Genomic DNA, 22,960 nt, shown 5'->3' with positions numbered 1-22,960 from the left:
GCCTTGACCTCTACCTTACTTATAGGAATAGGAAACGTATTGTACGCCGATGAAGGTATCGGCGTACATTTCGTTAATTATATCCAAGAGAAATATCAATTTTATCATCCTAATATCACACTCGATTTATTAGATGGCGGTACCCTAGCCCAAGGGTTAATTCCAATATTATGCCGTTACGATAATTTGATTGTCGTCGATACCGTCAACAGTCCTGGGGTTCAACCAGGCGAAGTTTACTCGTTTAACTTTGATCAAGCTCCACCAGAAATTGATTGGCAAGGTAGTGCTCATGAAGTTGAAATGCTGCAAACCTTAATCATGATGGAAATGGTGGGCGACCGTCCAAATACCCATGTTATTGGTGTAACACCAACTGTGATTGAACCAATGACATTAGGTTTAACCCCTCAAATACAGGCCGCTGTGCCAGTGATGGAACAAGCCTTACTTAAGCATCTTAGTCTTCAGGGCTTTAGTTCAAAGTGCATTGCAGAGGTCGACATCAATTCATTAATCCCTGATTCTTATAAGCGTGGAGCAAACATGTATGCCTAAAATCAGGTTTAACTTTTTTTGCCTTCAACCAATCGCGCTGTACGCAAAGTTGTGTAATCAGTACATCAATGATAATCGGTATTTTTTCACTACAATCCACCAGCTGCATCGGGAGCAAAAATTTGATGTGTTGCACCAATATTGTATTGAAGTTGAAGCTGAAGAAAATCAGCTAACCGTAATTGCAGACGAGATAGCCGAGCGTTTTTTATATTCAGTTTGGCTTGAACGAGCCGAAGTTATTCGTATTACAGAAAGAATCGGCTCACAGGAGCAAATCCAACATTCAAAGCTCAATCAATATTTTTGTCATGCTTGCAGTAAGCCCATAGCAGACCATACAATTCCAGCTGATATCTCATTCGTTTGCCAACAATGCCATGGTGAAAATAATCTTAAACCTTATGAGATAGGCTATAGTCATCATGATATTGCTCAACTTACGACAAAACTGATTAAGGGCGACACGGTTGAGCTAACTTCTGATCTGAAAGCAAGCAGTATAGATCAAGCCAATGGCATCAGGTTATCTTTACTTCCTTTAGCAGCCCAGCAGCTTGACAAAAAAGCATGGCGTCAACAAATTTGTCCACAGATCTTAGTGACAAACCCTGAGCGTATCAGTCGTTATTTCCATATTGCCCCACATCAAGTCCATGCTTTATCAAGCCTTGAAAAACCATCAATAACATTACTTGCTAACAAGCAGCCTTCAGAGTCTGAATCGAGATTAAGTGAAACCCATTATCAAGTGTGTTTTGCAGATTCACGGCTACTATTGCAACTATCAACACACTTGCGACTACAAGGTATTGATTGGCTTTATATTGATAAACAACAAGATGACCTCGCATTAAGCTGGGTAAACCTTGCCTGGGTCGCAAACAAAACTAATGCTGCAGAGGTTAACATCCCAGCTCCTATGCCAAGACATGATATTCATACTTATCATCAATATCAGGCTACATATCTAAAAGAGAAGATTACTTGTAAATCAACGCTATTACCTATCGGTATAACAACCAGTTCACATGTAAAAAATCCAGATACTGTTACTCCGATAGCAAAGGTATTTTCAGGGTATGAGGCCGCGAGTTGTGCATTACATGCAGGGATACTGGCGAATTCTTTCTCAGCATCTCTGTATAAAGCTAATAAACGTCATATAAACAAACAAAAAGCAACGAGTGCAGCCTGTATCTACTTATCAAACCAACACCCTAGTTGTGTGATCACTCAAGATACATCAGCAAAGCATGATTGCTTTTTAATGATGCCCGATATTGCTAAATCAGGCGCAAGCATTCTCACTGAACTAGATAAAAACAAGCATCAAATTAGCGATAAGTTTCAACAAAAATCTAGTCAACGATGCCAAGTCATTAAATCTGTTTCTTTTAGCTCACACAATACTAGCAATAGCTTAGAGCGATTTATCGCTGTAGTGGCCTTGTTTGTATTATCTGAAGCGGACATACGGGCAATTACGCCGTGTAACTTAACGACTGTTGCTGAGACTCAACCGCTAACTTGCAAGCACATCGCCCAGTTAGCCGCTAAATTTCATCAATTAGCCCAATTATACAATGGAAACAATGCCCCACGTATCGACTTCCCGTTATGTGCATATAACGGAGAAAACACTTCTGATACACAAAAACGTTCGATTAACTGGCAGCAAACGCTTTCATCAGTAATGAGTTTTATGCTTGCTGATGCCAACCCTGCAATAGTGGCCTTTGGTTTTTTTGACTCTTTAGCTGACTATTTAAGTAACTGGATGGATCATCTTGACCAGGAAATGGGTCTTGATGCTGTTGTCTTAGCCGGAAGTGATTTCAGGTACTCAGTGTTAGCAGATAGGCTGTGTTTGCGCTTAGGGAAAAATTATCCAATTGTCGTCAATCGACTACTTGATTTAGACGGTGCAAACCTCGCAGTGGGTGGTTTATTCCTAGCTAAACGTCGACGTTACTAAGGAGTCTTTTATGACCATACACCAAGGTTACCGTCAACAAGTCAGACTTAACATCAATGGAATTGTTCAAGGGGTTGGATTTAGACCCTTTGTTTACCGGTTAGCGACTGAATTGAATCTCGTCGGTTCAGTATTGAATAATCAGCAAGGAGTTTGTATTCATTTACAAGGGTTAAACACCGATATTAACCGTGTTGTGCATCAATTAAAGGTGAACCCGCCTCCTCTAGCTAGAATTGATAAATTGATGATCAAAGAAGAAGCGATTGATCGCGATTTAACACAATTTGAAATAAAAACCAGTCACAGTGAAGACGTCGCAGTCGTTTCAATATCCGCAGACAAAAGCACTTGTGGAGATTGTTTACTGGAAATGCGCGATCCTAATAACAGACATTATTTGTATCCTTTTACCAACTGCACCAATTGTGGGCCACGCTATAGTATCGTTAAACAATTGCCATATGATCGCGTTAATACCTCAATGGCAACGTTTGAAATGTGTGATGATTGCGCACATGCCTATCATGACCCATTAAATCGACGTTACCATGCTCAACCTGTGAGTTGTCCTAATTGCGGTCCGCAAATACGCTACTCTCAAATCAACTCGGATAAAACAATCACATCAAATGCCAATGCCAATGCCAATGCCAAACCTCACAACAGTCAACATGTATTGCAAGCAGTGGTTAACGATCTTAACCAAGGTAAAATTATCGCAATAAAAGGCTTAGGGGGATTTCATTTAATATGTGATGCAACAAACGCCAAAGCAGTGAACACTCTACGCCTTCGTAAACAGCGTAAAACTAAACCTTTTGCAGTTATGGCTGTTGATATTAACCAAGCTAAGCAAATAGTTTCGGGTTCATTAAAGGAGTGGCAAATCCTTAATTCAGCTGAAAAGCCCATAACATTATTAAAAAAACGTGATGATATTGCATCTACAATATGCGACGACATTGCACCGGGTATTGATACTTTAGGGGTATTTTTACCCTACACACCATTACATTACTTACTGTTAGATTTATTTAAAAAACCTATTGTTGCAACCAGTGCCAATAAGTCTTCTATGCCAATCATCACGGACTCACAAAACATCATGAGTCAACTAGGCGATGTAATTGATGGAATACTCGACCATAACCGAGATATCGTCAATGCGTGTGATGACAGTGTCGTGCAGGTCATAAATGATGAGTTACAAGTGATAAGGCTTGCTCGGGGTTACGCACCGTTGAGTATTCCATTACCTCACTCTTTAAAACATGCCCTACTAGGAGTGGGTGCACAGCAAAAAAATACCCAATGCTACGCTTTTAATGAAAACGCATTTGTTAGCCCTTATATTGGTGATTTATTTAATTTAGAAACTGATCAGCATTTCATTAAAACCTTATCGACATTCAACCGGCTTTATCAATTTAACCCTGAACAGATTATTACTGATAAACACCCGACTTATTCTTCAAGCCAGTGGGCTGCAAAACAAGCTGATTTACATCAACTCCCCCTAGCTAAAGTTCAGCACCACTATGCACATGTATTAAGTGTTTTAGCGGCTAACAATTATCAGCATAACGTAATTGCATTTAGTTTTGACGGCACAGGTTTGGGAGATAATGAACAGCTCTGGGGCAGCGAGTGTATGGTTGCTGATGCTGACGGTTTTGAACTTAAAGCACATCTTAACTCGTTTAAATTAATTGGCGGTGAACAAGCTATCAAACAACCAGTAAGAATTTTACTGGCTTTGTTATTTGAGAGTATGACAATTGAACAAGTCATGTCATTACCCATTAATGCAATACAACAAATGGACAAAAGCACGATTACCAATTTACATACCATGTGGCGTAATGATACGGCATGTATCTATAGTCGCTCTATGGGGCGACTGTTTGATGCCGTCGCTGTAGCACTTGATTTAATTGTACAAAATGATTTTGAAGCTCAATCAGGCATGTTAATTGAAACTTATGCAAATGAAGCCATTAAATCGCTGCAATACCCTCAAAATCAAGTTAATGCTTTAGATCTGCTTACACTACAGCGCTTAGACCAGACACTGCCTGACGCTTGTCCTGTTCCCCATTTGAGTATGGAAGCAAATACAAGTAAAGATCAGGTACTAAATAAAAGTCCGGCCGTATTTAACACTGCTTTATTAATACAGCAGCTAGTTAAGGCATTACCTGAAACCTCGTCAGATAATAAGCAAGCGCACCTTTGCTTAGCATTTATCAATAGTATCGCTGACATGGTGTATGACATAGCCAATCAGTCTTCACATCTTAAAGTCGTACTCTGCGGCGGCGTTTTTCAAAATAAACTTTTGAATGAACTCGTAAGAATTAAGCTCACTACCCATGACAATAGCCTTGTTAGTAACCTTAAAACCTATGCCAACCGCTCAGAAATAAATGCGATGAAAAACACACGTATTTTACCTTGTCACAAAGTACCCATTAATGATTCGGGAATTTCAGTTGGGCAAGTTTGGTACGCGTATCAGCAACTTAATAGATCACAAACTCAGCATTAACTCATGATAAGAGATAAATAGCTGATATGAATCAAAGAAGTATTACCAACGCTTATTGATACTGGTTTGTACTAGATTCAGGGCGTTTTAAAGGAGTAAATATATGTGCCAAGATTGCGGATGCTCACTGACAGATCATAATCATCTTCATAGTAACCCACAGCTGAATGACACGAAAACCTTGTCGGTTATTCATAAAATACTCGACAAAAATGATCATGAAGCTCAGCATAATCGTGAGCATTTTGAAGCTAATCAGGTTCGTGCTTTTAATTTAATGAGTAGCCCTGGTAGTGGCAAAACAACATTACTCGAACACTTACACGAATATTTAGCTAAAAAGTATGCTGTCATTGAAGGCGATTTAGAAACCTCACGCGATGCGGATCGTCTTATTGCTAAAGGCATAGAAGCATACCAAGTACAAACGGGTTCAGCTTGTCACTTAGACGCATTTATGGTTCATCAAGCATTACATCATATCGATCTTGCGCCTATTGATATCTGTTTTATTGAAAACGTTGGTAATCTGGTCTGCCCTGCAAGCTATGATGTTGGTACCCATCGAAATATCGTTTTACTGTCAGTACCCGAAGGTGACGATAAAATTGAAAAATACCCTGTCATGTTTAGACGTGCTGATCTGGTATTAATCACCAAAATGGATTTAGCAGAACACTTTGATTTTTCATTACTAGAGTGTCGTAAACAACTTCAAAAGCTCAATCCAGATGTCACCCTCATGCCAATATCTATTAAGGACCCACAATCTATCACTGCCGTAGCAAATTGGCTTAATAAGCAATTAGAGGAATAACATTATGTGCTTGTCTGTGCCTTCTCAAGTAACGCAAGTGCATGCTGACTCCACAGTAACTGTCGATACCTTAGGTGTAAAACGTCGTGTTAGTTCTCATCTAATGTCTGAGCCTCTATTAATCGGTGATTTTGTGTTGATACACATCGGATTTGTAATGAATAAAATTGATGAGGAAGATGCAAAACTGAGCTTAGCGTTATACAGAGAAATCGTTGAAAAACTTGAGCAAGAGGAATAAGCATAATGGAATTATCCAACTTGTATAAAGAATTTCGCGATCCGAAAACCATTAGAGCACTTGCTAATGCTATTAAATCTTATGCTAAGACGGTTAATCAAGATATTAACATAATGGAAGTGTGTGGTGGGCATACACACACCATTATGAAATACGGTTTAAATCAACTACTACCATCTAATATCAAATTTATTCATGGGCCTGGCTGCCCTGTGTGTATCATGCCAAAAGAACGCATTGACCATGCCGCCACGTTAGCAATGCAGCCTAATGTCATTTTACTCACATTAGGCGACATGATCAGAGTGCCCGGTTCAAAAGGCAGTTTAGCCAAAATTCGCTCACAAGGTGCAGATATTAGGCCTTTATATGATCCAATGGATGCTTTAAATATTGCAAAACAGCACCCTGATAAACAGGTGATATTTTTTGCAATTGGCTTTGAAACCTCTACACCTATGACTGCGGTACTGATTGATCAAGCTGAAAAGCAGCAAATCAATAATTTATTATTTCATATAAACCATGTACTTGTTCCACCAGCCATTGATGCTGTTATGGCTGATAAAAGAACCCAAGTAAATGCCTTTATTGGACCCGCGCATGTGAGTGTTATAAGCGGAGCTAAAATATATCGTCCAGCTGTAGACCAATATCAAACCCCTGTCGTGGTTTCAGGCTTCGAACCTGTCGATGTTATGGAGTCAATTCTTAATATTGTTAAACAAAAGGCCCAGCAAAAATCAGAATTACAAATTCAATATAGCCGCGCAGTAACTGAAGATGGCAATGTCGCAGCACAAGCACTCATCAATCAATATCTGACAACTAAAACGTCTTTTCGTTGGCGTGGCCTAGGTCCTATACCCAATTCAGCGCTGACTTTAAAACATGAATATGCTCACCGAGATGCTGAAGTCATTTTTCAATCTCAATTACCCAGTGAAGAAATTGATGATCATAAAGCTTGCCAGTGCGGTGACATACTGCGGGGGTTATCTAATCCGCCAGATTGTAAAGTGTTTGGTAAAGGCTGCACGCCAGACAACCCATTAGGTAGCTGTATGGTCAGCTCAGAAGGAGCGTGTAACGCTTATTATCGCTACGCAGGAGTCGGACATGCCAATACGTAAAAACGATCGGATCCAACTAAGTCACGGCGGTGGCGGTAAAGAAATGAATGTATTGATCCATGACATGTTTTTTAAAGCCTTTGCCAATCCAATTTTGGCCGCTGAAGAAGATGCCGCACAACTGCAGCTGTGTGGTACGACAGCTTTTACAACAGATTCTTTCACTGTAGACCCGTTATTTTTTGCGGGTGGAAATATTGGCAAACTCGCTATTGCAGGTACTGTTAACGACTTAGCCATGATGGGTGCCATACCAGAATACTTAAGTTGCAGCTTTATCATTGAAGAAGGCTTTGCAATAACAGATCTGCAAACAATAGTGACGAGTATGGCTGACGAGATGCAGCACTGCGGTGCGCATATCGTGTGCGGTGACACTAAAGTTGTGCCTAAAGGGTGTGCTGATGGTATTTTTATCAATACCTCAGGCATTGGCCAAATTGTTAAACCTGATATTTCCGTGAAAAACTTACAACACGACGATGTGATAATCGTTTCTCGAGATATAGGAAGACATGGCGCTGCAATTCTAATGGCAAGAGACAGTTTAACGTTGGAATCGACACTCACAAGCGACTGCGCGACATTGTGGCCGATAGTTGAGCAACTTATTGCATCAAATGTAGACATTCATGCGATGCGTGATGCTACTCGAGGTGGCCTTTCAGCTGTGCTTAATGAATGGGCGCAAGCATCTAATGTTGGTATCAATATCAATGAAACCGCCATTCCTGTCTCTTCGGAAGTACAAGGGCTGTGTGAGCTGTATGGATTTGAACCCTTTGATTTAGCCAATGAAGGCACGTTTATTATTGCCCTGCCACGCAGTGCAGCAGATAAAGCACTAGAAGTCATGGCTCAGTATTGCCATTGCGATCAAGCAGCCATTATTGGCAATGTAACAGACAAGAATCCAGGTAAAGTCGTGCTCAATACACCTTGGGGTAGTAGCCGATATTTAGATATCCCTCAGGGTGAATTACTACCAAGGATTTGCTAATGCACGAATACTCGATTGTGATGTCTCTAATGGAACAAATTACTCAGCTCGCTAAAGATAATAATGCAACTGACATCATAAGGGTCGATATAAAAGTCGGTGTATTGAGTGGCGTTGAACCACAGTTACTTCAAACGGCTTTCGATACCTTTAAGCTGGGCACTATTTGTAATGATGCTGAATTAAATCTGCAACAACAGGCATTAGTTATCAAGTGTCGGCAATGTAATCAACAAACTGAATTAACTCAACGAAATATCGTTTGCCCACACTGTTTAAGCTATGAGACACAAGTCATTGATGGCGAAGATATGATGCTCATGCAACTTGAAATGAATTCGATTTGAAAGAATTAACACTGTTCAAAATTGATTGTTTAACATAACCAACTTAATGATAAAGGACACGACTATGAAAACTAAAATCGCAGCGGTACTCATGGCTATCACACCGTCACTGGCTATGGCACATGAAGGTCATGGCGGTGTTGGCCTTTTCCATCACATGTATGAAGTAGTGCCAGCGATAGTATTAGTCGCTATCGTTGCTTTTATTTTCTACAAGAAATCTAAGTAGCAATGACAACCTCAAAACAAAAAGCCCTCTACTGAGGGCTTTGAAGTCATTATTTATTAATTAATAAATAGCTATGCTTTTAAGGCAGTATCAATCATCACCTGAGCTTGACTGATTATGTCTTGCAGATGGGTTTCGCTTACAAAGCTTTCTGCATATATTTTGAAAAGTGCTTCAGTACCTGAAGGACGTGCAGCAAACCAGCCATTTTCGGTTGTCACCTTAATACCGCCAATCGCAGCGTTATTACCTGGAGCGTGAGACAATATAGCGGTAATGTCTTCGCCTGCTAGGGTTTTATCGGTAAAACTATCTGATGATAATTGCTCAAACTTAGCTTTTTTCTTTAAGCTAATTGGACTGTCGATTCGGGTATAAAAGCTTTCACCGAATTTGTCGGTCAACTCAGCGTATCGCTGTGCTGGCGTTTTGCCAGTTACCGCGATGATTTCAGCAGCAAGCAAAGCTAAAATAAAGCCATCTTTATCTGTACACCAAGTGCTACCATCTTTATTTAAAAAGGCTGCACCTGCACTTTCTTCACCACCAAACGCAATCGTACTTTGAGCCAATCCATCAACAAACCATTTAAATCCGACAGGTACCTCTAGACATTGACGCTCATGGGATTGGCAGATACGGTCGATAATTGCACTCGAAACCAACGTTTTGCCGATAGCTAAGTCAGCAGACCAATCTTTTCGGTAAGTAAGTAAATAATCGATTGCTACTGCTAAATAATGATTTGGATTCATTAAGCCAAAACCGGGACAAACAATGCCATGTCTGTCGTAATCAGGATCATTACCGACACAAACATCAAAGTTTTCACTGTGTGCTAATAAACCAGCCATAGCGTAAGGAGAAGAACAATCCATACGAATTTTGCCATCTTTATCTAATGGCATGAAGCTAAATGACGGATCAACTTTGTTATTAATGACGGTAATATCTAACCCATGTGCTTGTGCAATCTGGGACCAGTAATAAATACCAGATCCGCCTAATGGATCGACACCAATACGAATGTTAGCTTTTGCAATAGCTTCAAGGTCAATAACACTGCTTATGGCATTGACATATGGAGCGATAAAATCAACGTGATCAATCCAACCTGAATCTACTGCAACACCATAATTAACCTTGTTAACACCAGAGAGTTGTTTGGCAAGATATTCATTGGCTTTAGCTTCAATTTGTTTAGTAATCTCAGCTTCAGCAGGCCCGCCATGTGGTGGATTATATTTAATCCCGCCATCTTGTGGAGGATTATGAGAAGGAGTAATAATTAAGCCATCAGTTAAATCGGTACTGTTTCGATTAGCTGCAACGATAGCTTGAGAAACCACAGGAGTCGGGGTAAATCCATCATCCTTTTGAACGCAGACTTTGACTTGATTTGCTGTTAGGACTTCAAGTACTGACATGTACGCTGCATAAGATAATGCATGAGTATCAAAGCCAACAATCATTGGGCCCTTGATGCCGGCTTGTTGACGGTAATCAACGACAGCTTGGGTGATTGCCCAAATATGGTTCTGGTTAAAGCTCGCTTTTAATGCGCTACCACGATGGCCAGAAGTCCCAAAAGTCACCTTTTGCTGAACATCGTCAACATTCGGGATGATGCGATAATAATGGCTCATTAATTTAGGTAAATTGATTAAATCTGACTGTTGAGCCACAGTCCCTGCTCTTTGATGAATCGCCACCCGTAATCTCCCTATCGTAATTAAATGTTATCTGCTATCGATTTTGCCTGAGATTCATTACAACCTAATTGCAATAATACTTCCGATAAAATCGTACGCTTTTTCGCCGTATTATTGTTGGTTGTTACCCAATAACCGCTGTCACCAATTTCCTTTGGATTAGCAGATTGACTTGCTGATAATAATTCAGCTTTTGAACGTGCAAAATACAAACGACCGCGACCTTGAATTTTAAGGATTTGGTCAAATGTTGAAGGTGTTAAAACTGATAGTGATTCAAGTAAGAACATAAAGCGACCTACTGCCCCTTTTTGCTGAGCTAGCATATGTTCATGAACCAAGTTACTAAAATCAACAGGTGTGTTTGGCGTTGCAATATTTGCCTCGTTACCTGAAAGTGCAGCCGTGTTACTGACGGTGCTAACTTCTGCAGAGCTGGTTTCTATTTCTGCTTCAACGGCTGACTGATCATTTTCTATTGAAGTAGCTTCAGATGAAACGGCAACAGATTGGGTATTTGCAGAAGCTTCTAGACTTGGGTGACTAATATCAAGTGGCTCTGCGTGCTCAACAGCTTCTACAGATAACTCTAACAAACGACGTAAAATATCAGATGCACTTTCGCCAATACGTTCTGTTTTGCTAGCAATATAACGATAGAGCTCTTCATCTACCTCAATATATTTCATATTAGTCTTATTCCTTTTGGCTTAAACGAATGCCGCCAAATGCATTGCCTTGTAAAACGTCATACTCTTAATCATTATGATAGTTATAAACAAGTTAAGGGCGGCTAAAGGATCGATTTTGATCGATCTTAATCATGTTCACAGTCTACCCATGTGTGGCAAAACGATAAAGAGCTAATGTCACTTAATCTCTTAAAAATGAGTCGATTTCATCAGTTAATCTTGCTGGTGGATTGATTAATGAACATTTTAGATTTTTTTAATCTGATAACTCACTTGAAATCCAGCTAGGTTTAAAGGCAAAATCACGCCTCATTAATCATCATGTAGAGAAAAGTGAATGCATTACGTTTCGACAGGACAAGGACCAGCAGTGGTATTAATCCACGGCTTATTCGGTAATTTAGACAACCTAAAGAATCTAGCGAATGCATTAGAGCCTCATTATCAAGTTATTCGTGTTGACTTGCCAAACCATGGACAAAGTCAGCACTGGCAACAAATGGATTACCCTCAATTAGCACAAGAATGTGTGAACCTATTGTCTACATTAGCAATACCAGAAGCCCACTTTGTTGGTCACTCGATGGGCGGCAAAGTCGCAATGGCATTGGCGCTACTTCATCCAGAAAAAGTAACCAGTTTGGTGGTCGCTGATATTGCGCCTGTGAGTTACTCACCAAGGCATCAAAAAGTGTTTGCTGGATTAACAAGCTTACCTCTTGATAGCAAAACCACCCGTAAAACGGCTTTAGAACATCTTTTAGCTGCTGACATTGATGTCGGCACTGCGCAGTTTTTACTTAAGAATCTACAACGCACAGATACGGGTTTTGAATGGAAAATGAATCTTGCTGGTCTCATTGAAAATTACCCGCAAATCATTGGCTGGGATATGCCTAACAACAGCTTCAATAAACCTTGTTTTTTCATTAGAGGTGGAGAATCTGAATACGTTACAGCAGAACATACAGACGCTATTATGCAACAGTTTCCAAAGGTGAGTGCTAAAACGATAAACGGTACTGGCCATTGGTTACATGCACAAAAGCCAGAGATTTTTAATCGTTTAGTTGTTGAGTTTATTGACAAGCATTCGGTATAAGTCTTTACGTAAATTTTAATCAATTGAACTAAGCAGATATAGCCCACGTATCATCAATGTGATATATTCCTGCCCTCTTTTTAGCCTTAAAGCAAAACGAATGGTAAAAACATGTTGAATCAATACATGGATCAAATTGAGACCTTAGGTCTAAACTTGTTTTTTGCTTTAATCTTTTTCTTTATAGGCATGGCGATTCACGATGTGCTCAAACAAGGTAAAGTACCTAAGTTTGGTCGTTATATCGTTTGGTTAGTATTATTCCTTGGCTGTGCCGGGTTTGTAGCAAAAGGTATTATTCAGATGACCTGGGAAGGCTCAGGCGTCGGTTAAACAAAACGATGGCAAAAGAATCAACAGACAGAACAACGATTGACCTGTTTGCTTCTGAAAAACGTCGTGGACGTCCAAGAAGCAATCCCTTAAGTCGGGAACAACAGCTAAAAATCAATAAGCGTAATCAGATCCAACGTGATCGCGCTAACGGATTAAAACGAATAGAGTTAAAGGTGTCACAAGTTTTGTATGACGCCTTGAACGAACAAGCATTGGCCAGTAACATCAGCCGTAGCCAGTTAATCGAATTAATCCTGCAACAACAAATCGACAACTGAACCGTTTTTTACAATTCGCAAGACGAACTAGATATTTAAAGGATAGACAATGGCAACTGTAGGTCTTTTTTTCGGTAGTGACACGGGTAACACCGAGGCTGTAGCCAAAATGATCCAGAAAAAACTGGGTAAGCAAATGGTTGATGTTAAAGACATCGCCAAAAGCACCAAGGAGCAAATCGCTGAATTCGATTTACTATTATTCGGTATCCCGACTTGGTATTACGGTGAAGCACAATGTGACTGGGATGATTTCTTTCCAGATCTAGAACAAGTTGATTTCACAGATAAGCTAGTTGCTATCTTTGGTTGTGGTGACCAAGAAGATTACGCAGAGTACTTCCTGGATGCAATGGGCATGGTTGGTGATATTGTTTCTGCACGTGGTGGTATCATCATTGGTCATTGGCCAACCGAAGGTTATGACTTTGAAGCTTCTAAAGGCTTAGTTGATGACAAACATTTCATCGGCTTAGGTATTGACGAAGATCGTCAACCTGAATTAACTGAAGAACGTGTTGATGCATGGGTTAAGCAAATTTACGAAGAAATGTGCTTAGCAGAATTGGAAGACTAATCTCGTCTCAATTCTCCTATTAAAAAGCGGCTTAAGCCGCTTTTTTTGAGTCCGCAACAAACTCATTAGAATAAGTCATAATTTCAACATGATAATCTAGCTAATTAAAGTGAAGCCAACGCCGTGAATAAACAAGTTAATTATAATGCTCCTCACTGGGACGTCTTCTGTGCTGTTGTAGATAACTACGGTGATATCGGTGTCACTTGGCGATTAGCAAAACAGTTACATGCAGAATATGGCATTACGATTAACTTATGGGTTGATGATCTCAAAAGTTTCTCACATATTTTACCCAAGCTTGACCCGTTGGCTTCAATTCAATGCTTTTATGGTGTGAATATTTATCAATGGAACCAGCCTCTAGATATTACTTTTATACCAGGAGAGTTGTTAATTGAGGCATTTGCCTGTGAACTTCCCTCACAGGTCATTAAAACAATTGAAACTCAACATCAAGCGTATAAGCAATCAAACGGTCATGCTATTGCACCACCAACGTGGATTAACCTTGAATACTTATCGGCAGAAGATTGGGTAAACGGCTGTCATGGCCTTCCATCTATGCAGCCTAGTGGCATCAAGAAGCATTTCTATTTCCCAGGTTTTACCCGAGAGTCAGGCGGCTTAATATGTGAATCTTCATTATTTGATGAACGGGATCAATGGCAATCAGATGTTTCTAATAAAATGGCCTTGTTTAGCCAACTAAATCTTAAAGGTATCGAGTCATCTGATACTGTAATTAGTGTATTTAGTTACGAATCCACTGCATTAACTCAGTTATGTAAGCATTGGACAAAGGGTACATTTGATCAAACTAGTGATGTTATTACTCCTATTCATGCTTTGATACCCAAAGGTAAAAGTTTATCAAGTCTTGCGTCATTTTTAGATATCCCAATCGACTCTATCAACAGCGGTCAATCATTTACTGTAGACCATTTAACTATTCACGTTTTACCCATGACAGATCAAACTCAGTTTGACCGTTTATTATGGAGCTGTGACCTCAATATTGTACGAGGGGAAGACTCGTTTTTACGTGCTCAATGGGCTGCAAAACCATTTATTTGGCACATATACCCGCAAGAAGATGATTATCATCTAGTAAAATTGCAGGCTTTTGTTAATATCTACATTCAGAAACTTGATGATGACATTGCAACTAATTGGTCTAAAACCAATTTTGCGTTCAATCAACAAGATGCTGATGTCGTTAAACATTGGCAAAAACTAATTTCAGCGCAATTGCCGTTATTGCAGCATGCAAAACAATGGGCAATTGATGCTAAAACAGGTGCAGATCTTGCGTCTCGACTGGTTCAATTCGTTAAAACCAGCTAAGATACTGCACAATTAAAATTACTACCTAAACATATAGGAATAATGCAATGAAAACTGCTCATGAACTCCGTCCTGGAAACGTGATCATGTTAGATGGCAGCCCATGGGTTGTTCAAAAAACTGAAACAACTCGCTCTGGCCGTAACGCTGCTATCGTTAAAATGAAGCTTAAAAACGTACTTTTAGACTCTACTACTGAAACCACCTTTAAAGGTGAAGATAAGATGGAAGACATCATCTTAGAGCGTTTAGACTGTACTTATTCTTACTATGCTGATCCTATGTATGTATTCATGGATGCAGAATATAACCAATACGATGTAGAAGCTGACAACCTAGGTGACGCTGCTGCATATATCGTTGATGGTATGGAAGAACAATGCTCTGTTACTTTCTACGAAGGTAAAGCGATTTCAGTTGAATTACCTGTCACTATCGTACGTGAAGTCACTTACACTGAGCCTGCAGCTCGTGGCGATACTTCTGGTAAAGTAATGAAGCCTGCAACTATCACTGGTGGCGGGACTGTTACTGTTGCTGAATTCGTTAAAATCGGCGATAAAATCGAAATCGATACTCGCACTAACGAATTCAAAAAACGCGTATAATCGCCAGCATAATTGATCATTGTTAATACAGTGATAATTAAGTGGTAATTAAGTGAATCAAAGGCCAGCAATTGCTGGCTTTTTTATTGGGTACATTGAAATTATTAAGACTTTATTCCACTAGCGTCTTTACCTTCCCCACCCCTCACAAACAAGCAAAAACACTTTAAACTACACCTTTACCAGAGCAATACTTCAATAACCTCACTTAACAACCTGCTCGTTAGAATAAAACGCTAAAAATATACTCTCAAAAATTAAATAGTGCTTTTATATCCCTATTAAATTCGTTATTGTTCGCTGACTTAAGTCGTATTTAGTAAGGTTAAGCAAGTATGCGTCCCATTATCAAATCCAATAAACTCGATAGCGTTTGCTACGATATTCGAGGCCCTGTTCACAAAGAAGCGCGTCGACTAGAAGACGAAGGCCATCGTATTTTAAAGTTAAACATTGGCAACCCCGCCCCATTTGGATTTGAAGCACCTGAAGAAATTGTTCGTGATGTCATTTTGAACCTGCCTAGTGCGCAAGGGTATTGTGAATCAAAAGGGTTATTCTCTGCCCGAAAGGCGATTGTTCAGCACTATCAAGCCCATGGTATTCATGGGATCGATATTGAAGACGTTTACATTGGAAATGGCGCATCTGAATTAATTTGTATGGCGTTACAAGGATTACTCAATACCGATGATGAAGTCCTTATTCCATCGCCTGATTATCCGCTCTGGACAGCTGCTGCAAACCTTGCAGGCGGTAAAGCGGTTCATTATCGCTGTGACGAAGAATCTGATTGGTTTCCTGACTTAGATGATATTAAAAGCAAAATCACTTCTAGAACTCGTGGTATTGTGATCATTAATCCTAACAACCCGACAGGTGCTGTTTACAGCAAAGCGTTGTTATTAGAAGTCATTGAGCTATGTCGTCAACATGACATTATTTTATTCGCCGATGAAATTTATGACAAAATCTTATATGACGAAGCCGTTCATACCCATGCAGCGTCCTTGTCAGATGATATTTTAACCGTTACGTTTAATGGCTTATCTAAGGCTTATCGAGCTGCAGGTTTCCGAGTCGGTTGGATGGTACTCAGTGGCAATTTAAAATCGGCCAAAAACTATATTGAAGGTTTAGACATGTTGGCTTCAATGCGTTTATGCTCAAACGTGCCCAATCAACATGCAATTCAAACCGCATTAGGTGGATATCAGAGTATTAATGAATTAATCCTACCCAATGGTCGCTTAACGGCGCAGCGTGATGTCTGTTATGAAGTATTAAACAGTATTCCTGGTGTTAGTGTTAAAAAGCCTAAAGGAGCGCTCTACGCTTTCCCTAAGCTCGATATGAAGAAATTCAATCTACGAGATGATGAACGCCTAGTACTTGATTTGTTGAAGTCACAAAAAATCTTATTAGTGCAAGGTACCGCTTTTAATTGGCCAGAACCCGATCATGTTCGTGTTGTCTTTCTACCTCATAAAGAAGATTTGCATAAAGCATTATCAGACTTTGGTAATTTCTTGGAAGATTATTCTCAATAAATAAAGCTAACGATGCTTGTACTCGAACAAGATAAACATCAAAAGCTTGAAGGTAAACTAGCCACTGCTTACACAGTGGCTTTTTTATGACTCAGAATAATGGTTATAGTAAGGGGCTAAATAGATAAAACACTTGTTCAATGACTCGGCGATACATTGGACGCTTCTGCCATTCATCATGCGATAACCTGTCAGAATTATTCATGTAAGTCTGTAACAATCCCTTTAGCTTTGTGGCAAATTTGATGTCATCTACCGCAAGCGTCAGTTCAAAGTTAAGCCATAAACTGCGCATATCCATATTAACAGTACCAATCAAACAATGTTCGTCATCAATTAACACCGATTTGGTATGCAATAAACCACCATTAAATTGATATATATTGACATTAGCAGCTAACAGCTCACTAAAGAACGAACTGCTGGCCCATTTCACCATTGTCGAGTCATTGCGCCTAGGAATAATAATGTTTACTTCAACCCCACGTAGTGAGGCAGTAACTAACGCATCTAACAATTGTTCACTTGGTACAAAATATGGCGTGGTGATAACAATTTTCTTTTGCGCTTGATACAAACTTTGCAGTAAAACTTGATGAATGACTTCTTCAGGCATACCTGGACCAGATGGAATGGCCTGTACTAAAGATGACGTATCAGTACATTGTGCTTTGTCTGGGAACGCTGGCAATAAACGTTCGTTAGTTTCAACTTCCCAGTCCCAAGCACTAACGGTATTGATAACAGGAACAACTGGTCCAGTAATCCGAACCATCATATCGATCCACTCTCCAACACCATCTCCCTGTTTGAAGTATTTAGGGTCAACTAAATTCATCGAACCTGTATAACCAATATGGTTGTCTATAACCACTATTTTACGGTGAAGTCGCAGGTCCATCCTTCTAAAAAACATCCGAATAGGACTAACAATTAACGCTTGAACTACGTTGATATCAGATTTTTTCATCGCTTTAGGCCATTCAGACTTAAAGAATTGTCTACTGCCAGCGGCATCTAATAATAAGTTAACTTTTACACCTCGATTCGCAGCGCTAATTAACGCCTTAGCAACTTCATCCGCTAATCCACCGGGATGCCAAATATAAAACTCCATATTGATGGTCGTTTTAGCGTGATTAATATCGTTAATTATCGCGTGTAATATTTGCTCGGGCGTGTGCTGTAACTCTAATTCATTTGAAGTGAGTGAAGGAATATTAAGCTGTGAGTCGCACAACTTACTGATTGAAGCGGCATAATCACTTTGCTTATCTGGTTGGTGTGAATTATGGCTATATAGCGTACTAAACCACTTCCCATAGGGTTCATACATTGCTTTTGAGCGGCTTGAGCGAGCTTTGCCTAGATGCAATTCGCCAAAAAGCATATAGGCAAATACACCGACAAAAGGCAGAAAATAAATGATCAGTAACCAAGAAAAAGATACGCCAATACTGCGACGTTTAATGACAATACGGGTCGCTACGGCGCCTAATATCAGCCAATATAGAAAGACACCAAGGACCGCAATGATTTGAGTTAACTGATCCATTTTTAAAAATGTTATCCTTGGTGCTAGAGAATAGTAGAATGATTAATAGTAAAGTTTGATTGTACTCAATTCTTTATAAATCGTCACAAATGGCATTAATCTTCGTTAATAAATTGCATTCTAGTGACTAAACTTCGCTATTGTGAGGCTCAATTGCAGACAAGAAGTATTCAATATTGGCTGTTATTTACGTTTGTAACGATTTTAGGGATTTATATCGTTGCTATTTGCTATTTTAACGGTAATCCCGAGATCATGATGACGGAATCAAAACCCTATTTTTCTAGCCAATGCCTCTCCAAAGACACCACTTCACCACTCGATAGAAATGGACGGTTGAGTATTGCTGTCTGGAATATATACAAGCAAAAAAAGCAAGATTGGCAACCCGTACTTAAGCAGTTAACAGATCATAATGATCTCGTATTATTACAAGAAGCCAAACTTAATCATACATTTGCCACTTATCTTGAAGAGATTCAGCATCACGTTGTGATGGCTAAAGGCTTTAAGTTATTGAATGTACCTATGGGTGTCATGAACATTTCATCACAGCCAGCCAATCAGGCTTGTGCTTATCAAACCACTGAGCCTTTAATACGGTTTGCAAAATCAACGCTTGTCGCATCTTATCCATTATCAACCGGTGAAACGCTTATGGTGGTTAATCTCCATGGAGTCAATTTTGACATTCGATTAAATCGTTTCGAAGCTCAATTTAAGCAAGTTATCCACAAAATCAGTTCACACCGTGGGCCTATTATTCTTGCTGGTGATTTTAATACATGGCGTGATGGCAGGCTTAACATCGTAAAGCATCTGACACAGGGAATAAGACTACAAGAAGCACACTATAGAACTGATTTTAGAAAACGCGTATTTGGCTTGCCACTAGATCATTTATATTACCGTGGGCTTACTTTGGTTGAGGCTAATTCTGATAGAACGACAGCATCAGATCATAACCCGATCAAAACACAATTCATGCTGATGAATGAATAACGGGCCCCGTTAGAGAGCCTAATTAGTATTGTATTTCAGTCTGTCACAATGCTGAGCTAGAAGACTTTAAGGCTAATTAAACGTAGCTCATTACAAGTAAAACGATAATAATCAGTTTCTCTGTCTTGCCTACCGACAAACACGATCGCAGCCTTTTTATCAGTGCCTTTGACCAGTTGTTGTATGTGTTTTAAGCGTTCGACCAAGTGATTAATGCTTGTTTGGGGCCAACTAGCAATATCAATTTCGATATAATATGGCCGTAGATTTTGCTTTTTACCGTCCACTTCTTGCCACCAGCCAGCCGAAAGTTTTACTGTTATGGTATTTTCTGTAATGGCAGGTTTCTCCCAAGATAATGTGGAATAGAACACTTTATTTTCATCATCTTTGCTTTGAAATCGAAATTTTTGCTTACCCACTGGATTTAAGATTTTTTGGAAAACATCTCGATATTCAGAACCAGTTATTCCTTCAAAGTTAAGCTTTCTATCTCGGTCGTAAGGAAAATTAAAATATTGATCAACTACTGTTTGAAATGAACTCGTCACATAGTTATTTTTCTGACGAACGCCCAAATCTGCTTTAGCAGCCCTTTTAGAATGAGACGTGTCAGTCCCCTTTTCATCTGACACTTCAGGACTTTGTTTTACCGATTTTGCTGCAGTTAGATTAAAACAATTAGGATAAGATAATGGAAAGCCTTCTTCAGTAGTAATCCTAGACTTCTTAGCTTGTTCTCTAATTGTAGACACGGCTTTAGCAAAACAATGTGGCTTATGTTCTTTATTCTTACCGGTTTTAAAATAAGGTTTACGTAAGTTAATGGCTTTTTTATAAGAACATGGGATTAGTTCAACGCCGCATTCATCGCATATAAAGGTATGGGATTTAACGTTTTCAAGGAGGTACAAATCTTCATTAGTCATGCGTTTATTTAACTCAACGCAGTGGGCATCATCCATGTCAATACTCTATGATTAGATCAATAAGTCAGAGTAAAACTATCACATCCTAAATTCAACAATATCGACAAATATCATTAAATTAATGAATAAAAACAAGGTAATGTTCTGGCAGTTACTGAATAACTGCAGTAATGTTAACCAACAAAAAGGCTTATTTATAATAACGTTTAAGCCTGAGGCTTTTTGAATTCAGCGAGTCACTACTCACTAAGGGGCGAACATGAAACCAAGTACCTTTATGGCATGGATAACACGTATGCCATTATTAGAACGCTGGGCATTGATGCATTGCTTTCAAAAAGAAAATGTATCTGAACATTGTCACCAAGTCGCTGTCATAGCACACCTTTTGGTCGTGATTAAAAACAAACGCTTTGGTGGTCAACTCAATCCAGAAAAAGCCGCTACTATAGCCTTGTATCACGAAGTATCAGAAACCAAATTACAAGATATCAATTCAAACACTAAATACCACAGCCCTGAATTTACTAAAGCATTTAAAAAACTTGAAGATTTAGCTGAAAAGGAATGCTTAGCATCCCTTCCTGACGATCTTAGAGATGAAATGGAACCTTTACTGGTGCAATCAGAGGTCGATCCTGAATATAAGGCCATAGTCAAAGCCGCTGATATATTACAAGCATACGTTAAAACTATGAACGAATTGAGATTTAACAATGATGAATTTCACCATGTTAAAGATAACTTAGATCGTAAATTAAGTGAGATCCAACAGGCTTTACCTGAAGTAAAATGCTTTATTGATATATTTTTAGATAGCTGCACTTCAACACTCGATAAACTAACCCAAGATGATCCCCATCTATAGTTAGTTCAACAATTAAAATCTTTTGTTTAATGAACGACCTTATTGCAAGCACGAAAAGGAAGCGCCATGTCAGATACCATTTCTTTTAATACCGCATCAAATGAAACTCCTTGGCATGCAAGACGATTAGGTGAAGATAAAGCCCGACGCAATGATCATCGCAGCCCTTTTCAACGAGATAGAGCTCGTATATTACATTCCGCAGCATTTAGAAGACTACAAGCTAAAACCCAGGTTCATGGTATTGGTATGAATGACTTTTTTCGTACTCGGTTAACCCATTCATTAGAAGTATCGCAAATAGGCACTGGTATTGCGGCTCAATTAAAACGTAAATACCCACACATAAGCCATTTATTAGATTCAATGAGTTTAATAGAATCATTATGTTTAGCACATGATATTGGCCACCCGCCTTTTGGTCATGGAGGTGAAGTCGCATTAAATTATATGATGCGAAATCACGGAGGATTTGAAGGAAACGGGCAAACATTTCGGATTTTAGCTCGTCTTGAGCCTTACACTGAGTATTGGGGAATGAACTTAACCCGCAGAACGTTACTCGGTATTTTAAAATACCCAGCCCTTTATCATCAGCTTCATATTGATCTCGGACAGCAAGAAATTAAAAACCATCGTCAACTTAAACCATCCGAGTGGCCGCCAGTAAAAGGCTTATTCGATGATGATAAAGATATCTATGATTGGGTATTATCAGCCCTGTCGACCCAAGACAGAAACCGGTTTGTCAGTTACAAAAGCACTGGCGTATCTGTTTACCCTCATCTTAAAACGCAATATAAATCTTTTGACTGTTCCATTATGGAATTAGCTGATGACATTGCTTATGCAGTCCATGATTTAGAAGATGCTATCGTGATGGGTGTTGTGTCACCAAAACAATGGCAACAAGATGTTGCTTCTCATTTATCACTGAGTGAGGATGAATGGCTTAGCAATGAGTTTACTCATATCGCAGAGAAATTGTTTTCACATCAACATCACCTCCGTAAAGATGCCATTGGTACCCTAGTTAATGGATTTGTCACTGCGATTGTCATTGATGAAGATCCCCTTTTTGATGAACCCTTGCTGCGTTTTAATGCCAAACTAGAGCCAGCATTTGCTGATGCCTTAACGACACTGAAAAATTTCGTATTCAAGTTCGTTATTCGAAAACCTGAAATTCAAATGCTTGAATACAAAGGACAACAAATCATTATGGAGTTATTCGAAGCATTTGAATCCGACCCGCAACGTTTATTACCGCTAAATACTCAAGAGCGTTGGCAACATGCCAAGGATAATAATTTGAACGAAATGCGTGTGATTGCCGATTATATTTCGGGAATGACAGATGAATTTGCTGGACGATTACATCAGCAACTGTTCGGTCCAAAGTCAGCGGGTATTTTTGAAATCAGTTTAGAGCGCTAACCCGACATATACGGCAGTCGACCTATTAAGTAGCACTGCCGTATGCCCCTTATTAAACTATAATCCCTTTAAGCTAACTTTTAGCGTTATCGCTCGTTATCTATATAATCCTA

23 protein-coding genes are annotated in these 22,960 nt (G+C 39.4%); 19 read left to right on the top strand and 4 right to left on the bottom strand.

What is annotated here, in order from left to right; translation table 11 throughout:
• Positions 1-3 precede the first annotated feature (3 nt).
• The 9 genes from AB4128_RS17405 (at position 4) to AB4128_RS17365 (ending at position 8,854) form a co-directional block, all read left to right on the top strand.
• Positions 4-558 (top strand): HyaD/HybD family hydrogenase maturation endopeptidase, encoded by a 555-nt coding sequence (locus AB4128_RS17405; RefSeq protein WP_080915683.1) that lies wholly within the window; start codon positions 4-6, stop codon positions 556-558.
• A gap of 127 nt (positions 559-685) precedes the next feature.
• Entirely contained in the window at positions 686-2,536 is a 1,851-nt protein-coding gene (locus tag AB4128_RS17400) for a hypothetical protein (RefSeq protein ID WP_372038436.1), read from the top strand.
• 10 nt (positions 2,537-2,546) lie between these two features.
• Entirely contained in the window at positions 2,547-5,087 is a 2,541-nt protein-coding gene (hypF, locus tag AB4128_RS17395; RefSeq protein WP_372038434.1) for a carbamoyltransferase HypF, read from the top strand.
• A gap of 103 nt (positions 5,088-5,190) precedes the next feature.
• Positions 5,191-5,904, top strand: coding sequence for a hydrogenase nickel incorporation protein HypB (gene hypB / locus AB4128_RS17390; RefSeq protein ID WP_080915680.1), 714 nt, complete (start codon positions 5,191-5,193; stop codon positions 5,902-5,904).
• 4 nt (positions 5,905-5,908) lie between these two features.
• On the top strand, positions 5,909-6,145 hold the full coding sequence (locus AB4128_RS17385) for a HypC/HybG/HupF family hydrogenase formation chaperone (RefSeq protein ID WP_055023979.1): 237 nt from the start codon (positions 5,909-5,911) through the stop codon (positions 6,143-6,145).
• Positions 6,146-6,147: 2 nt separating this feature from the next.
• A complete protein-coding gene (gene hypD / locus AB4128_RS17380) occupies positions 6,148-7,278 on the top strand; it encodes a hydrogenase formation protein HypD (protein WP_372038457.1) in 1,131 nt (376 codons plus the stop codon).
• On the top strand, positions 7,265-8,278 hold the full coding sequence (hypE, locus tag AB4128_RS17375) for a hydrogenase expression/formation protein HypE (protein ID WP_372038433.1): 1,014 nt from the start codon (positions 7,265-7,267) through the stop codon (positions 8,276-8,278). Before hypD ends, hypE begins: the two co-directional genes overlap by 14 nt.
• Positions 8,278-8,625 carry a hydrogenase maturation nickel metallochaperone HypA gene (gene hypA / locus AB4128_RS17370; RefSeq protein WP_055023982.1) on the top strand — a complete coding sequence of 116 codons (348 nt, stop codon included), beginning with the start codon at positions 8,278-8,280 and terminating at the stop codon, positions 8,623-8,625. Before hypE ends, hypA begins: the two co-directional genes overlap by 1 nt.
• Positions 8,626-8,689: 64 nt before the next feature.
• Positions 8,690-8,854, top strand: coding sequence for a hypothetical protein (locus AB4128_RS17365; RefSeq protein ID WP_167692912.1), 165 nt, complete (start codon positions 8,690-8,692; stop codon positions 8,852-8,854).
• Between the two features lie 71 nt (positions 8,855-8,925).
• Here AB4128_RS17365 and pgm read toward each other — a convergent pair whose 3' ends face one another.
• On the bottom strand, positions 8,926-10,566 hold the full coding sequence (gene pgm, locus AB4128_RS17360; RefSeq protein ID WP_372038432.1) for a phosphoglucomutase (alpha-D-glucose-1,6-bisphosphate-dependent): 1,641 nt from the start codon (positions 10,564-10,566) through the stop codon (positions 8,926-8,928).
• A 20-nt stretch (positions 10,567-10,586) separates the two neighbouring features.
• Complete coding sequence (gene seqA, locus AB4128_RS17355; protein WP_080915675.1) at positions 10,587-11,255, bottom strand: replication initiation negative regulator SeqA; 669 nt, start codon at positions 11,253-11,255, stop codon at positions 10,587-10,589.
• 340 nt (positions 11,256-11,595) lie between these two features.
• Between seqA and AB4128_RS17350 the strand changes: the two genes are divergently transcribed.
• From AB4128_RS17350 to AB4128_RS17320, 7 genes are all read left to right on the top strand, one after another.
• Positions 11,596-12,360: an alpha/beta fold hydrolase gene (locus AB4128_RS17350; protein WP_055023985.1), complete on the top strand. Its 765-nt coding sequence runs from the start codon at positions 11,596-11,598 to the stop codon at positions 12,358-12,360.
• A gap of 111 nt (positions 12,361-12,471) precedes the next feature.
• On the top strand, positions 12,472-12,693 hold the full coding sequence (locus AB4128_RS17345) for a DUF2788 domain-containing protein (RefSeq protein ID WP_055023986.1): 222 nt from the start codon (positions 12,472-12,474) through the stop codon (positions 12,691-12,693).
• 8 nt (positions 12,694-12,701) lie between these two features.
• Positions 12,702-12,974 (top strand): LexA regulated protein, encoded by a 273-nt coding sequence (ybfE, locus tag AB4128_RS17340; protein WP_055023987.1) that lies wholly within the window; start codon positions 12,702-12,704, stop codon positions 12,972-12,974.
• A 49-nt stretch (positions 12,975-13,023) separates the two neighbouring features.
• Positions 13,024-13,551, top strand: a complete 528-nt coding sequence (gene fldA, locus AB4128_RS17335) for a flavodoxin FldA (RefSeq protein ID WP_065108130.1) — start codon at positions 13,024-13,026, stop codon at positions 13,549-13,551.
• A gap of 123 nt (positions 13,552-13,674) precedes the next feature.
• Complete coding sequence (earP, locus tag AB4128_RS17330) at positions 13,675-14,898, top strand: elongation factor P maturation arginine rhamnosyltransferase EarP (protein ID WP_372038429.1); 1,224 nt, start codon at positions 13,675-13,677, stop codon at positions 14,896-14,898.
• A gap of 47 nt (positions 14,899-14,945) precedes the next feature.
• Positions 14,946-15,506 carry an elongation factor P gene (gene efp / locus AB4128_RS17325; protein ID WP_055023990.1) on the top strand — a complete coding sequence of 187 codons (561 nt, stop codon included), beginning with the start codon at positions 14,946-14,948 and terminating at the stop codon, positions 15,504-15,506.
• A 335-nt stretch (positions 15,507-15,841) separates the two neighbouring features.
• A complete protein-coding gene (locus tag AB4128_RS17320; protein ID WP_080915671.1) occupies positions 15,842-17,056 on the top strand; it encodes a pyridoxal phosphate-dependent aminotransferase in 1,215 nt (404 codons plus the stop codon).
• Between the two features lie 103 nt (positions 17,057-17,159).
• Here AB4128_RS17320 and cls read toward each other — a convergent pair whose 3' ends face one another.
• A complete protein-coding gene (gene cls / locus AB4128_RS17315) occupies positions 17,160-18,611 on the bottom strand; it encodes a cardiolipin synthase (protein ID WP_372038428.1) in 1,452 nt (483 codons plus the stop codon).
• 153 nt (positions 18,612-18,764) lie between these two features.
• On the opposite strand from cls, the gene AB4128_RS17310 reads away from it, so the two are divergent.
• Positions 18,765-19,613 (top strand): endonuclease/exonuclease/phosphatase family protein, encoded by an 849-nt coding sequence (locus tag AB4128_RS17310; protein WP_372038427.1) that lies wholly within the window; start codon positions 18,765-18,767, stop codon positions 19,611-19,613.
• A gap of 56 nt (positions 19,614-19,669) precedes the next feature.
• Here the strand turns inward: AB4128_RS17310 and AB4128_RS17305 are convergent, their stop codons facing one another.
• Positions 19,670-20,578 (bottom strand): hypothetical protein, encoded by a 909-nt coding sequence (locus AB4128_RS17305; RefSeq protein ID WP_372038426.1) that lies wholly within the window; start codon positions 20,576-20,578, stop codon positions 19,670-19,672.
• A gap of 223 nt (positions 20,579-20,801) precedes the next feature.
• Here AB4128_RS17305 and yfbR point away from each other — a divergent pair, with 223 nt between their 5' ends.
• Both yfbR and AB4128_RS17295 read left to right on the top strand, forming a co-directional pair.
• Positions 20,802-21,410, top strand: a complete 609-nt coding sequence (gene yfbR / locus AB4128_RS17300; RefSeq protein ID WP_055023994.1) for a 5'-deoxynucleotidase — start codon at positions 20,802-20,804, stop codon at positions 21,408-21,410.
• Positions 21,411-21,476: 66 nt separating this feature from the next.
• Positions 21,477-22,847 carry an anti-phage deoxyguanosine triphosphatase gene (locus tag AB4128_RS17295; RefSeq protein WP_119969516.1) on the top strand — a complete coding sequence of 457 codons (1,371 nt, stop codon included), beginning with the start codon at positions 21,477-21,479 and terminating at the stop codon, positions 22,845-22,847.
• Positions 22,848-22,960: the final 113 nt, after the last annotated feature.

This window comes from Shewanella sp. 10N.286.52.A9 (assembly GCF_041468985.1).
Lineage (GTDB): Bacteria > Pseudomonadota > Gammaproteobacteria > Enterobacterales > Shewanellaceae > Shewanella > Shewanella japonica.
This window is presented reverse-complemented; position numbering and strand designations above follow the sequence as displayed.

Coding starts and splice junctions, on each gene's coding strand:
- hypF (WP_372038434.1), top strand. CDS start 2,547: ATGACCATACACCAAGGTTACCGTCAACAAGTCAGACTTAACATCAAT.
- hypB (WP_080915680.1), top strand. CDS start 5,191: ATGTGCCAAGATTGCGGATGCTCACTGACAGATCATAATCATCTTCAT.
- AB4128_RS17385 (WP_055023979.1), top strand. CDS start 5,909: ATGTGCTTGTCTGTGCCTTCTCAAGTAACGCAAGTGCATGCTGACTCC.
- hypE (WP_372038433.1), top strand. CDS start 7,265: ATGCCAATACGTAAAAACGATCGGATCCAACTAAGTCACGGCGGTGGC.
- hypA (WP_055023982.1), top strand. CDS start 8,278: ATGCACGAATACTCGATTGTGATGTCTCTAATGGAACAAATTACTCAG.
- AB4128_RS17365 (WP_167692912.1), top strand. CDS start 8,690: ATGAAAACTAAAATCGCAGCGGTACTCATGGCTATCACACCGTCACTG.
- seqA (WP_080915675.1), bottom strand. CDS start 11,255: ATGAAATATATTGAGGTAGATGAAGAGCTCTATCGTTATATTGCTAGC.
- AB4128_RS17350 (WP_055023985.1), top strand. CDS start 11,596: ATGCATTACGTTTCGACAGGACAAGGACCAGCAGTGGTATTAATCCAC.
- AB4128_RS17345 (WP_055023986.1), top strand. CDS start 12,472: ATGTTGAATCAATACATGGATCAAATTGAGACCTTAGGTCTAAACTTG.
- ybfE (WP_055023987.1), top strand. CDS start 12,702: ATGGCAAAAGAATCAACAGACAGAACAACGATTGACCTGTTTGCTTCT.
- fldA (WP_065108130.1), top strand. CDS start 13,024: ATGGCAACTGTAGGTCTTTTTTTCGGTAGTGACACGGGTAACACCGAG.
- efp (WP_055023990.1), top strand. CDS start 14,946: ATGAAAACTGCTCATGAACTCCGTCCTGGAAACGTGATCATGTTAGAT.
- AB4128_RS17320 (WP_080915671.1), top strand. CDS start 15,842: ATGCGTCCCATTATCAAATCCAATAAACTCGATAGCGTTTGCTACGAT.
- cls (WP_372038428.1), bottom strand. CDS start 18,611: ATGGATCAGTTAACTCAAATCATTGCGGTCCTTGGTGTCTTTCTATAT.
- AB4128_RS17305 (WP_372038426.1), bottom strand. CDS start 20,578: ATGGATGATGCCCACTGCGTTGAGTTAAATAAACGCATGACTAATGAA.
- yfbR (WP_055023994.1), top strand. CDS start 20,802: ATGAAACCAAGTACCTTTATGGCATGGATAACACGTATGCCATTATTA.
- AB4128_RS17295 (WP_119969516.1), top strand. CDS start 21,477: ATGTCAGATACCATTTCTTTTAATACCGCATCAAATGAAACTCCTTGG.